Source organism: Rhizobium sp. IBUN (assembly GCF_000510625.1).
In the GTDB taxonomy this organism is placed as follows: domain Bacteria; phylum Pseudomonadota; class Alphaproteobacteria; order Rhizobiales; family Rhizobiaceae; genus Rhizobium; species Rhizobium altiplani.
Window position 1 is genome coordinate 26,776 of sequence record NZ_AZNV01000048.1, and the last position, 12,693, is coordinate 39,468.

The 12,693-nt window shown below is 52.5% G+C and carries 11 protein-coding genes and 1 pseudogene; all 12 read left to right on the plus strand.

The window, feature by feature from the left end; translation table 11 throughout:
• Positions 1-869 precede the first annotated feature (869 nt).
• The 12 genes and pseudogenes from RHIBUN_RS34185 to RHIBUN_RS34195 all read left to right on the plus strand — a co-directional run bounded on the left by RHIBUN_RS34185 (position 870) and on the right by RHIBUN_RS34195 (position 12,122).
• Positions 870-1,883, plus strand: a complete 1,014-nt coding sequence (locus RHIBUN_RS34185; protein WP_025662191.1) for a class I SAM-dependent methyltransferase — start codon at positions 870-872, stop codon at positions 1,881-1,883.
• Between the two features lie 92 nt (positions 1,884-1,975).
• Positions 1,976-2,686, plus strand: a complete 711-nt coding sequence (locus tag RHIBUN_RS0128395) for a WbqC family protein (protein ID WP_245271745.1) — start codon at positions 1,976-1,978, stop codon at positions 2,684-2,686.
• Positions 2,683-3,606 (plus strand): glycosyltransferase family 2 protein, encoded by a 924-nt coding sequence (locus tag RHIBUN_RS0128400; protein WP_025662193.1) that lies wholly within the window; start codon positions 2,683-2,685, stop codon positions 3,604-3,606. Before RHIBUN_RS0128395 ends, RHIBUN_RS0128400 begins: the two co-directional genes overlap by 4 nt.
• Entirely contained in the window at positions 3,593-4,225 is a 633-nt protein-coding gene (locus RHIBUN_RS0128405; RefSeq protein WP_025662194.1) for a class I SAM-dependent methyltransferase, read from the plus strand. The genes RHIBUN_RS0128400 and RHIBUN_RS0128405 overlap by 14 nt, the downstream gene beginning before the upstream one ends.
• A complete protein-coding gene (locus RHIBUN_RS0128410; protein ID WP_025662195.1) occupies positions 4,222-4,887 on the plus strand; it encodes an acetyltransferase in 666 nt (221 codons plus the stop codon). Before RHIBUN_RS0128405 ends, RHIBUN_RS0128410 begins: the two co-directional genes overlap by 4 nt.
• Positions 4,884-5,786 (plus strand): hypothetical protein, encoded by a 903-nt coding sequence (locus RHIBUN_RS0128415; RefSeq protein WP_025662196.1) that lies wholly within the window; start codon positions 4,884-4,886, stop codon positions 5,784-5,786. The genes RHIBUN_RS0128410 and RHIBUN_RS0128415 overlap by 4 nt, the downstream gene beginning before the upstream one ends.
• 13 nt (positions 5,787-5,799) lie before the next feature.
• On the plus strand, positions 5,800-6,216 hold the full coding sequence (locus RHIBUN_RS0128420) for a GtrA family protein (protein ID WP_025662197.1): 417 nt from the start codon (positions 5,800-5,802) through the stop codon (positions 6,214-6,216).
• A complete protein-coding gene (locus RHIBUN_RS0128425; protein WP_025662198.1) occupies positions 6,213-7,091 on the plus strand; it encodes a class I SAM-dependent methyltransferase in 879 nt (292 codons plus the stop codon). The genes RHIBUN_RS0128420 and RHIBUN_RS0128425 overlap by 4 nt, the downstream gene beginning before the upstream one ends.
• Before the next feature lie 119 nt (positions 7,092-7,210).
• Positions 7,211-8,350: a dTDP-4-amino-4,6-dideoxygalactose transaminase gene (gene rffA, locus RHIBUN_RS0128430; protein WP_037217809.1), complete on the plus strand. Its 1,140-nt coding sequence runs from the start codon at positions 7,211-7,213 to the stop codon at positions 8,348-8,350.
• Positions 8,351-8,495: 145 nt separating this feature from the next.
• Positions 8,496-10,472, plus strand: coding sequence for a hypothetical protein (locus RHIBUN_RS0128435; protein ID WP_025662200.1), 1,977 nt, complete (start codon positions 8,496-8,498; stop codon positions 10,470-10,472).
• A 172-nt stretch (positions 10,473-10,644) separates the two neighbouring features.
• A pseudogene (locus RHIBUN_RS34190) lies at positions 10,645-10,911 on the plus strand (ATP-binding protein); the annotation flags it as partial.
• Between the two features lie 272 nt (positions 10,912-11,183).
• Entirely contained in the window at positions 11,184-12,122 is a 939-nt protein-coding gene (locus RHIBUN_RS34195) for a class I SAM-dependent methyltransferase (RefSeq protein WP_025662201.1), read from the plus strand.
• Positions 12,123-12,693 lie beyond the last annotated feature (571 nt).

Sequence of the window (12,693 nt, forward strand, 5' to 3'; positions counted from 1 at the left end):
GACATCGGGATATTGTTGGAGATACCAACTGGTGCTGAAAAGCGCGCTAGGGTCACGCCCTTCTTTGGCGCCGTACCTAATGTAGTGACTAACCGGATTCAGCCCGGCCGCCGCCACGTCCGAATATTTGGACAGGTACCATTGGGTGTCGAACAGGGGATTTGGATTGCGCCCCTCCTTCCACCCATATTTGAGAAAGTGGAAAAAGGGATTGCGCCGAGCTGCCGCGACGTCCGGGTAGGAGCTCAAATAGTGTGAGGTGTCGAAGAGCCCACTAGCGGCGATCAATCGGGCTTCACCAGCGTACCTAGCCCAAAGCCTAGGTACAGCAACAGCACGTACAACATTTGCGCGCATCTTTCCCCTTCGTCCAGCCGACCCAGTCATATGCCCTCAACCGCATTTGAGCCCGTTCGGCCGAGCAATTTCCTTGTCGTACGTCGACAAGTAGGCCGCCTTGCGAGCGATTCGCACGGCAGATGCTAGTATGCCGTGCGATATTCGCCTGAACAGGGTCATATAAAAATACTGAACAGGGTCAAGTTATTTATCAGCGTACCGGCCGAGTACAGTTCTTTCCGGAACCCTTCGGCGTGAGATATCCTGGGTGTCGAAAGCACCTTCGGCGCCATTCGTTGTCTTTGATTTTTTTCCGCGTGGCTTTAAAACGTCAGCGTCGCAAGAACCGACGCCTCGCGGTTTCCTTTGGTGGTGGCAGGGAGGACAGTATCAACCTCGACGGCCGAGACGGAAGTCTTGGACCCATTTTGCGGTTGACAGATATCCACTCTGCCGGCGAGAGGATTGACACGACGTAGATCCGCTGCATTTTCTTTGGTGTTCGATCGCATTTCTAAAAAGAGCCTGGAATGATCCCTCCTAATCTCCGCACCATTTTTGACGCACACAAACGCTTGGGCGCGGATAAATGGACCTCGTATTTCGATACTTACGACACGCATTTTGCCCAGTATCGGGACAAACCCATCTCGTTACTCGAGATCGGCGTCCAGAACGGCGGATCTCTAGAGATTTGGGGTAAGTACTTTCCTGAAGCCACCAGGATCCTGGGGTGCGATATTGACGAAAAATGTCGTACGCTCTCGTTTGACGACAATCGGATCCGAGTAGTGATTGGCGACGCGAATTCGGATGCCGTCTACCAGCAGATAGTCGCCGACACGCCGGCTTTCGATATCATCATTGATGACGGCAGCCATTTGGTTGAGGACGTGCTTCAGTCGTTTTCGCTATACTTCCCAAAGCTCAAGCCCGGTGGAGTGTTCGTCGTCGAGGACTTGCATACGTCATATTGGCCGACCTTCGGCGGTGGAACTGATATGACCCTTAGCTCCATGGGCTTTCTAAAGCTTCTGGCGGACCTAACTAACAGAGAATTTTGGCGCGACGATCGGGTTGAGTTCAATCTTCTCGAACCGTTCGCAGAACGCTATCGCCTACCACTTGACGACCGTTCTCTTGATATCGACGAAATATCATTCTGCAATTCGGTATGCGTTATTAAAAAGGGGACAAGAGGGTTCGAGAACCGTCGGCACCTTGCCGGAACTGAATTTAGGGTGGTGGATGCAACCTCGTCCGTTCCATTGTCGGGTACTCGGGAGCTTGTTCTGAACGCCGGATTGCTAGATTTTCGAAAGACAGCGACGGATATGCTGCGGGAGTTTGTTGAAGCCCTACCGAGGGCTCTGGCCACGCGAGATGAGGCTGAGAGTTTGCGCAGAGAGTTAGCGGCCACTCAGGCGCAACTCCAGGACGCGACACAGGAGAATCAACAACTGCGGGCTAGCCGATCCTGGCGAGTAACGGCTCCGATTCGCCGTGTGTCAGATTTGCTGCGCCGGATTGTCCAGGGAGGCTAAGCGAGTTGACGATGATGCCTTGAAGAGCGGCTCGAAAATCTGAGGTACGAGGCAAGGGCCTTCCGCCGAACTATGCCGCCAAAAATACAAAAATGAAGCGTTTAGCAATGAAAAAAGTAGCTATTCTTCAATCGAACTATATTCCTTGGAAGGGTTATTTCGACCTGATCGCGGCGGTCGATGAATTCATAATATACGATGAAATGCAGTACACTCGACGTGATTGGCGCAATCGCAACCAGATTAAAACGCCCCAGGGCCCTACTTGGCTGACTGTTCCAGTCAAGGTGAAGGGCAAGTACCACCAGAATATTCGCGAAACGGAAATTGATGGACGAGGATGGGCGGAAACGCATTGGAAGTCGATTGTATTGAACTACAAGAAGGCACCTTATTTCGACGAAGTCGCGGCCTTCCTGGAGCCTATCTACCGGGATGAAGATCACGCTTTCCTGTCACCGCTCAACCGCCAGCTTTTGGAGAGTATCTGTGGCTATCTGGGAATCTCCACACGCATTGCAAATTCATGGGACTACGACCACGTAGGTGGCAAGTCAGAGCGACTAGCGGCTTTATGTGTTGAGGCCGGCGGGACGGAATACGTATCAGGCCCGGCAGCCCAAACATACCTCGATGAAAACGTCTTTGCAGAACGTGGACTGAAGGTTACTTGGTTCAACTATAACCACTATCCGGAATATCCGCAACTCTGGGGAGAGTTTGTGCACTCGGTTAGTATTATTGACCTGCTGTTCAACTGCGGTAAAGAGAGTCCAACATTTATGAGATTTGTCGGCAGATGAAGCTCTCAATCGTTACGACTCTATATCACTCTGCCCCGTACATTAGCGAATTCTACCGCCGAGCCAGTGCTGCTGCGCAGAAAATGGTTGGTGATGACTACGAAATCGTATTCGTTAATGATGGCTCACCCGACAACAGCCTTGACGTCGCCGTGGAAATTCTGAACTCCGACCACCACGTCATAGCGGTCGATCTTTCGCGAAACTTCGGTCATCACAAGGCTATGATGACCGGCTTGGCACATGCCTCTGGGGAGCTGATATTTTTGATTGACAGCGATCTCGAAGAGGAGCCGGAATACCTACTTGCCTTCGCGGAAAGGCTAAAAGCAGGCTCCGCAGATGTCGTGTATGGTGTACAGCCACAGAGAAAAGGTGGCTGGTTTGAGCGCGTCAGCGGCGAGCTGTTTTACAGGCTATTCGATAAGCTAACCGGCGTAGTATTGCCTAGGAATATTGTCACAGCCCGTCTAATGAGCCGCCGATATGTCGAGGCGCTTCTTATGCATGAGGAACGCGAAGTTTTCATGGCAGGGCTCTGGCACATAACAGGTTTTCAGCAGTTACCATTGCCGATGACTAAACATAGTACAAGCGCCACGACGTACACTTTCAGGAAGAAGATGTCGGTGCTTGTCAACTCCGTCACGTCTTTTAGCAATGCGCCGCTCGTCGGTATATTCTATATTGGCACTGTGATCTCGGCGATAGCTGTAGCGTACATCGCATACTTGGTCGTGAACTGGGTGTTCTTTGCTAAACCTCTTAGTGGCTGGACATCGGTCATCGCATCTGTGTGGCTTCTCGGGGGGCTAATCATTTCGTTCATTGGAGTAGTCGGCATCTATTTGTCGAAGATTTTCTCAGAGACAAAGCGACGTCCCTACACGATCGTGAGACACGTTTATGCAAAGCGATAAAGATCCAATCCTTGGCAAGATTGCAAATTACTATTCTGGCAAACTCGCTGAACACGGACCGTCGGCACGTGGCGTCGACTGGAACAGCGAGCAAAGCCAAGTGCTACGATACGAGCAATTAAGCAGAGTGATTGACTTAGTTGGCGGGTTCTCGATCAATGACTTAGGTTGCGGCTATGGCGGCTACTTTGACTATCTCGCTAGGAAGTATGATCGGATACAATACAACGGGTTCGATCTTTCTGCCGATATGATCTCGGCGGCACAGCACCGTTTTGCCCGGAACGACTGTGCGCGCTTCATGGTCGCCGGAGAACCAGATTCTGTGGTGGACTTCGGAATCGCTAGTGGCATCTTCAATGTCAGACTTGACAGTCCAGGGGATAGCTGGAGCGCGCATGTCTTGCGCACTCTCGACGTTATGAATTCTACTAGCCGCCGCGGTTTCGCCTTTAACTGCCTAACGTCCTATTCAGACCAAGAAAAAATGCGCGACTACCTATACTATTCAAATCCTGGCAATCTGTTCGATCACTGCAAACGAAACTATTCCCACAATGTCGCGCTGCTGCACGACTACGGCTTGTATGAATTCACGATACTTGTGAGGAAGTTATGACAAAAAAACTGGTCATATTTGGGACAGGCGACATCGCCGAAATCGCTCATTCCTATTTCACAGCAGACTCCGACTATGACGTTGTCGCCTTTACTGTAGACGAAGCCTACCTGGCTCAATCAGAGTTTTGCGCCTTGCCAGTAGTTTCGTTCGAACGCGTGATTGAAGCGTATCCGCCCGCGGAATATTCCATGTTCGTAGCCCTGAGCTACGGCAAGCTAAATGCCCTCCGCCGTCAGAAATATGAAGCCGCGAAGGCAAGTGGGTACGCGATCGCAAGTTACGTCAGTTCCCGCGCCAGCGTTTTGAACGGCGGCCGTATCGGCGAGAACTGCTTTATTTTCGAGGACAACACTATCCAACCGTTTTCCTCGATCGGCGACAATGTGACATTGTGGAGCGGCAACCACATCGGGCACCATTCGACCATCGGCAGCCACACATTTGTCGCTTCGCACGTTGTGGTCTCAGGCGGGGTGGAGATTGGAGAACAGTGCTTCATCGGCGTGAACGCCACGCTGCGTGACCATATCAAAATAGGCGACCGCTGCGTGATCGGTGCAGGCGCAGTGATTCTTGCTGATGCCGAACCCGAGGGGGTTTACATGTCACCTGCCACAGAACGCTCGAGGGTACCCAGCACGAAGTTGCGGAAGATATGAGCTGGCACAAGCTTGGACAACTCTATGTTCCGACAGGAACGCACCCGAAATTGCGCTCCCACGCGGCGAATCCGCTTCCCGTACACCTTAACGGTGACACCTACCGGATATTTTTCAGCGGTCGAGATGAGCAAAACCGGTCGTCTGTAGGCGCGGTCGACATCGACATTGCGCAAAGAGCTATTGTTGCAGAATATGAAGACCCGTTTCTCGAACATGGTCCTGCCGGCAGCTTTTTCGAAGCAGGGGTTAGTGTCGGCAGTTGCTACAGCATAAATGGCCAACTCTACATGCTCTTCATGGGTTGGCAAAATCCTCCGGATGGGCATTGGCGCGGCGATATCGGTCGATTGCGGGTGACGCCTTCACGCACCCTTGAGCTAGACTTGGATGTGCCATTGTTAGGGTCAAATTGCATTGACCCGATCAGCCTCTCCTATCCCTGGGTGGAGCAGTGCGACAATGGCGGCTTTCGGATGTGGTACGGATCAACAGTAAGCTGGGACGCTGGCAATGGCGAAATGTTGCACGTGATCAAGTCGGCTAGGTCCGATGACGGGCATCTTTGGCAACGGGAAGATGTGGCAGTCCCCTATGAACTTGGAGTAGTTCAGGCCTTTTCGCGGCCGACTGTTCTGAAGGATCACGGAAAATATCGCATGTGGTTTTCGTACCGCAGTGGAATGGGTGAAAGTTATCGTATTGGATACTCGACAAGCGAAAATGGGGAGAACTGGGAATTAAAGCTGCGGGACGCCGGCATTGACGTGTCATCTTCAGGATGGGATAGCGACATGATCGAGTATCCTTTTGTGTTTGATCATAACGGCCGCGTGTATATGCTGTACAATGGAAACGGCTTTGGGAAGACCGGTTTTGGCCTCGCTATTTTGGACTAGGAGCCGCCCTTTAATGTCGGCCGCCAACCGGCGATGGTTTATACAACTTCTGCGCTATGGGATATTGGGAGTTTCAACCAACGTCTTAGGCTTCGTGCTTTATCTTGTCGTTACCCATCTCGGTGTCGGTTCGAAAATGGCAATGACCGTGCTCTATTGTTTGGGTACGTTTACTGGCCTTGTAGTCAATAGAAACTGGGTGTTCGGCAGTGACGCAAAGATGGTCGGGACAACAATTAGATACCTAGCAGCCTACGTGGTTGGCTACTTTATCAACTTTTCAATTTTGGCCTTGTTTGTTGACCGCTTGGGCTTTTCTCATACTTACGTGCAAGCGGTGTCCATTATGACCGTAGCAATTTTCCTCTTTATCTCTTTCAAGCTTTTTGTGTTTCCGCGCACCCTTCTAACGAAGGGGAACATCGGATGATCCGTTGTCTATCATGCAGTTCCACGTTTCCCACTTCCGGAAATTCGGAGATATGCCCTGATTGCGGATGGGAACCCCACACTATTGAGGGGATCACCGCGTATGCACCTGAATTTGCTGGCGGCGGTGGCGGTTTCCAACCAGAATACTTCGAGGATCTCGCGGCCCTTGAAGCAAGTAATTTCTGGTTCCGATCACGCAACAAATTGATTCAAGTGATGTTGAGACGGTTTTGTCCGAACTTCGGATCTTTCTTAGAGGTGGGCTGCGGAACCGGATACGTTCTATCTGGTATCAGGCGTCTCAATTCGCACGCTGCAATCGCAGGCAGCGATATATTCATGGCTGGCCTTAAATTTGCTGTAGAACGCCTCCCTTCGGCACGCCTGATGCAAATGGATGCGCGAAGCGTACCATTTGTTGAAGAATTTGACGTCGTCGGCGCGTTTGATGTGATCGAACATATCAATGAGGACGAACTTGTTCTCGAGCAACTACATGGTGCGCTTAAGGAAAACGGAACGCTAATAGTAACTGTTCCTCAACATCGCTGGCTGTGGAGCACACTTGATGATTACTCTCACCATTTTAGGCGCTACACCGAGGCGGAGCTTCGACGGAAAGTGGAGGCTGCCGGATTTGAGATCATCAGGAACACCTCGTTCGTGACCGTACTGCTGCCGCTCATGGCAATATCGCGGCTAGCTAGACGCAACAAGCCCGTAGAAACTATTGATGTACGCTCGGAGCTGCAATTGTCCCCCGTCTTCAACTCGATCCTCGGGTTGCTTTTGGCATGCGAGATTGCGCTTATCAAGGTTGGCGTCAGCTTGCCGGTTGGGGGGTCAAGACTGCTAGTCGCCCGAAAACGATGAGCAATGCCGCCCAGTGCAGGATCACTCGCAGTCGCTTCGGCATGATGAATTGCCACGGTTTGTTGGCAGGTGTATCCACTGTCAAACTCTGCGCCCAAGCAAATACGAGATGATGTAATATGAATAATGAAAAGATCCCATTCAACTGGCCCCACATGACCGGCAAGGAGCTCTATTATATTGCAGAGTCTCACTTTAATGGTGCGCTGGCTGGTGACGGGCCTTTTACTAAGCGATGCCACGAATGGCTGGAGCGGCAGACTGGCTGCACAAGGGCGCTGCTGACACATTCGTGTACGGCCGCGTTGGAAATGACCGCTCTGCTGCTGAACATCTCGCCGGGCGACGAGATCATCATGCCATCTTACACCTTTGTTTCGACGGCCAACGCCTTCGTTTTGCGGGGAGGAGTACCGGTTTTCGTTGATATCCGAAGCGATACCTTGAATATAGACGAAAGCCTCCTCGAAGGGGCGATCACGCCACGAACAAAGGCAATTGTCGTCGTCCATTATGCCGGTGTGGCCTGTGAAATGGATACGATTATGTCCATTGCAAAGCGACATCGTCTAAAGATTGTGGAGGATGCCGCACAGGGTGTTCGGGCCTTTTACAAAGGGCGCGCCTTGGGAGGTATTGGTGATTTGGGCGCCTTCAGTTTCCATGAGACGAAGAATGTCATTTCCGGAGAAGGTGGCGCCTTACTGGTCAACGACCCTGACTATCTCCAGCGCGCCGAGATCATCCGTGAGAAAGGTACCGATCGCAGCCGTTTTTTCCGAGGCCAAGTCGATAAGTATACCTGGCAGGAAGTGGGCTCGTCATTTTTGCCTGGCGAATTGATTGCCGCCTTTCTCTGGGCCCAGTTGGAGGAGACCGAAAAGATCACTCGCGAGCGCCTGGTTAGCTGGCAACGTTATCATGATCTGTTGGCTCCTCTTGAGGAGAGCGGCTTCATTCGTAGGCCGATCGTCCCGGATGAGTGCCAGCATAATGGGCATATCTATTATGTGCTCCTTAACTCCGATATCGAAAGAGGTAAACTGCTTGCTAAATTCAGAAGTCTGAATATCGGCGTCCTCTTCCACTATGTACCGCTGCATTCTTCACCGGCTGGCCTGCGCTATGGTCGCGTACACGGAGGGATGGCCGTAACTGACGAGCAGTCGGCGCGCCTGGTTCGCTTGCCATTGTGGATTGGCTTGACCGCGGCACAGCAAGATAATGTTGTGGAGATTCTGGCCACTGCGACCAAATAGTTGCGGAAGAATCATAGTTCACCGTGAATAAATCGCCTTTCATCGGCGCATTTTTCGGCATCTGTGGTGGCTCCGCAGTGAGACCGACTTGCGCGCCTTGTGCTTCACGAACACCGATCAGCAGCATAAGTGAGGAACACGAACAGTGACTGGATTCATCCGCAGTCCTTCAACGCAAGTGGCGGACCGTGAGCCATCGGCGACGAGTACAAACCGCTGGTTCGGCTCGGCTCCCATCTTGGCCGGGACGTCGGTCGCTCTGTTCCTTTGGATCGTGGCAACTTGCACCGCTCTAATACTTTACTTGATCTTGAAACCTGTCCCGGTTCCTTGGCTGCCTGAAGTCGTAGATCTAATTGGTTCGGTCGATACCCGGATTCAGCGCTGGGCTTTCCTCGTAACAGCACAGATCTTTGCCGTAATACTTGCGATTGCGTTGCTAATACAACCAGCGCCGCCTCGATTGTTGAGTATCGCGAGCGCGGCCTTGTGCGTCCGCTTCGACCGCGCCTTCGGCCTTGCACGACTGTCACGAGTGTTCAATCTGCCGCCTCCGCGCTGGCTTGCGCGTGTCGTGCTATCACTGTGCGTCGCAATGGGTCTCACCATTTTCGTCTTGGGCCAATTGCACCTGTCCAGTTCTCAGGGCGCAACCCTTCAAGTCCAAGCCGGCGATCCACATATTTACGCAATTTTCGGCCAGGCGGGTGAAACACTTATAGGGCGCTTTTCATCAAGTACCTCTAGCCAAAACCTCTACGCATACGGCTTTGGCCCAGCAGCGATTTATGCCATTGGTCGCCACCTTGGTGCGACCGCAACCTATTTTTACGCTTATCAAATCGCTCGGTGGTCTAATCTCTTTGTGGTGCTCGTATTGTTTGGGGCGTTGTTCCGACCTCGGCTGCCGCGTTTGGGATACCTTCCCACCGCTCTCATTGTTTTAGCCACCGCCGTTGTCACGACCCCGCTGCTCTTTCCCAGCAGCTACAGTGCCTATGCTGCCAATCTGTCGGGCTTGCGCTACATGCCCATGATCTTTTTTATCGTTAGTGTCGGCGTCATACCAGAAAATTCTGCTTCGAGTTCCCGAGACTTAATCACTCTAGCGGGCTTCGCATCGTTAGGACTCATTTATTCGGTTGACGTTGGGATCATCAGTCTGATTGCATACATTGCGTTCTTGGGCCTCCAGGGGGGCAGTATTCCCAACAGACTCCTTAAAGTTCTCATCTTCTTGGGTGCGACCGCTACTGGTTTTGCCACGATTGGCCTCATCTTTGGAGAATGGTTGTCCGTTGACTTTTTTACTATTGCAAAAAGCGTCGCCAGCAATGCTGGCAATGATTTTGGCGGCCTCACGGTGCAGTTCAGCCTTCGAGATAGTTTCATCGCTACTTTATTCGTCGTGACAGCCTCGGGTCTGGTATTTAGCTCCATTGACCGGGAGCTCGATAATGAAGAGCGCTTTGTCGCTGCAATCGCGATAATGGGGTTTGTCTGGTATCTGTATTACCTGCGCAGGCCTGGGGACCTCTATTGGATTTTTGGGTATCTCGCGTTGCTTAACTTACGCTATTGGGTGGGGCGAACATCCGGATGGGGAACACCAACATGCAGAGTGGGCGCCATTGGGGCACTCGCAGCTACGGCGATGCTTGCCCAACAGAGCTATACCAGTTTGGCGCTAGGGTTCGACCTCGAACGCGCCAGTAGGAACAAGGCCACCTTAGCAACTACATCAGAGCTTTCCGGCATCAGAGTGACCGCTACTTTCGCCGATATGGTGACCACCCAAATCAAAGTCCTGAAACAAGTCGGCACTCGTGACTCGGTAGTTATAACAGGCTTTCCGTACCTCGCGACCACCGCAAGCAATGTCGCAAATGCACCCCGCGACATTGTCTTCTCGCTCACAACCACGCAAAAAATCGACGATGTCGTAGCATTGATCCTGAAGCAACGGCCATCACGCGTATTCCTCGAACCCACTCACACGGAGGCTTGGGGCCCGGGACTTATGCAAGCCGTAGTCCATCGAATTGAGACGGGAATTTCCGGTCAATACAAGCGAGACGAGGCCATTAGCGAGTGGCGAGTTTGGGATGTGCAGAGCCAATGAATACTTCGGGGTTGACGGCCGCCTTAATGTTGCACCGCGAGGGAGAGACTCTAATTTCGACAAATCGTCGCTCCTTCCCAGAAGATCTGCAAAAAACCGCCCCAAGATTTAAAGCGCCGCGATGCGAAAAATAGAGAGGTTTTCTCAACCAAGCCCGTCGGAAGGGGCGGTGGGCGGCGGCAATCTCTTCTTTCAGCTCATCAATGCCCGATATGAACGGGGTGCGATGATCCTGACGTCAAACCGCGGCTTCGCAGAATGGAGCGATGCGTTCGGAGATCCCGTCCTCGCGACGGCGCTACTCGACAGATTGCTTCACCACGCCGTCGTGGTGTAGATCGAAGGATCCAGCTATCGGCTGCGGCAGCATGCCGAGCTGATACCGGAACATGTCCGATCCAAAGCCCCGATCGCACCCAAGGCGTTCGCGCCACCTTAAAAACAACGCGGACGTTCACCGAAAATTCCCAAATCTCCTTGGCGTCCACATCGGCATATGTTGGGAATTTTACTTCGGCACTATTGGGGAGTATTGCTCCAATACTGACCGCTGCCCCTAAACTGTGTTTCGGCATGCAAATTTGCCCTCTTGGCGGGGTAATCGGCGACACCAGATGTGGGAAGTCAGCAAGGGCTCAGACAATCCACGATTGCTTAGAGTAGAGGTTGATGGTACCCACTCATCGGTACAAATTCCGGGGGGAGACCATCGTGCGTGATAGCTTGGTTCGGATTAAGTCTTCGCTATTTCCGAGGCTCGTATTCGACAGGACATCGCTAGACAAGCATATCGAGGCTCTTACGGAGGCAAATTCGGAAATCGCCAAGGAGCGCGATTCCCTGCTTCTCGAACTCAACTCTCTTCGCAGCATGAAGGGAGGTAATACCTTCCTCTTCGAAGGATACGACATCCCGATTGACCTGATGCAGTTGACTGGTGGCGGCCCTGATACGTTCGAGACGATTTCGAGACAGCACACCGAGAATCTGCGTAGGTGGATCGGCCTTGAGCCCCAACACACCCTGCTTGAGATCGGCTGCGGGATCGGCCGGGATGCTATACCGCTTTCAAAAATCCTGACTGCTGGACGGTACATCGGCATCGACATCATCGGTCGCTCAATCGAATGGTGCAAATCCCATATTTCGGCGCACAACCCGAATTTTCAGTTTTACCATTTTGACGTTGACGATCAGCTTCACAACGCAACCGGCAAAACAGCGACTACCGACATCAGGCTACCAGCCGATGACCAATCCGTAGACCGGATCATTCTGTTCTCCGTCTTCACCCACATGCTTCGCGAAGATATCGAACACTATCTCCGCGAATTCCGTCGCGTCCTGAAGCCAGGTGGCCTCGTCTATGGCACGACGTTCATCTTTGATGACGCCATTCTCGCTTCGGCAAGAGCTACCAACTTGACAATCTTCGATCTTCGTTTCGAACATCCCTTGGAGGAAGGTTGCCGGATCAACGACCCAGTTCACCCCCTTGGCGCCGTCGCCTTCACGAAGGGCGCATGGGATGGCATGATCGAAAGGAGCGGGTTAACATACGCGAAACCAAACCTAAAGGGCGCCTGGTCAGGATTCTATTCTGATGCCGAAGACGGCCAGGACGTAGTTATCCTCACCAGAGGAGACTAGCTCCTTGACGCGGCTAAAAAGAACTCGTCGATCTGCTCTTCAGTGAAGCCCATCGCGGCAAAGCCCGCAGCCATCATCGGTTCAGAGCGCACGAATGTGCCCCTATACTCGAAAGCGTCCTGCACTTTGCCAGATTCAGTGGCAATCCACGCCTTTACCTGATCGAGAATTCCGGCTTTGCAGCGCGGATAGCCGGAACTGGCGCGCCGAGAGCGGCCTTTTTCCAGATCAGGTCCGAGTTGGTGGCGCAGAGTGCGGGTTTCACAAGGTCGCGGACAATGATTTCAGTAAGTTGCGGACACCGATTTCAGTAAGTACGGGACAGCGATTTCAATAAGTCGCGGACAGGCCCGGCGACGGATTTAGATCGATTTTCGTGAGCGCCGATCTGGCACTTTGCCCTCGTGTTTTGAGCGAGGACATGATGCCCAGACGGAAGCAAGCGAGACATACTGACGTGAAGGACATCCGATCGATCCTGCGGCTGACGTTCGAGCAGGGATTGTCGATACGCGCCGTTTCTGAACGGCTGAAGATGAGCAAGACGTCGGTTTCGACGTATCTGCTGCGA

What these genes read in the sequence shown, in the direction of transcription:
- RHIBUN_RS0128400 (WP_025662193.1), top strand. Translation starts at nt 2,683, where the DNA reads ATGAAGCTCTCAATCGTTACGACTCTATATCACTCTGCCCCGTACATT.
- RHIBUN_RS0128425 (WP_025662198.1), top strand. Translation starts at nt 6,213, where the DNA reads ATGATCCGTTGTCTATCATGCAGTTCCACGTTTCCCACTTCCGGAAAT.
- RHIBUN_RS0128395 (WP_245271745.1), top strand. Translation starts at nt 1,976, where the DNA reads ATGAAGCGTTTAGCAATGAAAAAAGTAGCTATTCTTCAATCGAACTAT.
- rffA (WP_037217809.1), top strand. Translation starts at nt 7,211, where the DNA reads ATGAATAATGAAAAGATCCCATTCAACTGGCCCCACATGACCGGCAAG.
- RHIBUN_RS34185 (WP_025662191.1), top strand. Translation starts at nt 870, where the DNA reads ATGATCCCTCCTAATCTCCGCACCATTTTTGACGCACACAAACGCTTG.
- RHIBUN_RS0128415 (WP_025662196.1), top strand. Translation starts at nt 4,884, where the DNA reads ATGAGCTGGCACAAGCTTGGACAACTCTATGTTCCGACAGGAACGCAC.
- RHIBUN_RS0128405 (WP_025662194.1), top strand. Translation starts at nt 3,593, where the DNA reads ATGCAAAGCGATAAAGATCCAATCCTTGGCAAGATTGCAAATTACTAT.
- RHIBUN_RS0128410 (WP_025662195.1), top strand. Translation starts at nt 4,222, where the DNA reads ATGACAAAAAAACTGGTCATATTTGGGACAGGCGACATCGCCGAAATC.
- RHIBUN_RS0128420 (WP_025662197.1), top strand. Translation starts at nt 5,800, where the DNA reads ATGTCGGCCGCCAACCGGCGATGGTTTATACAACTTCTGCGCTATGGG.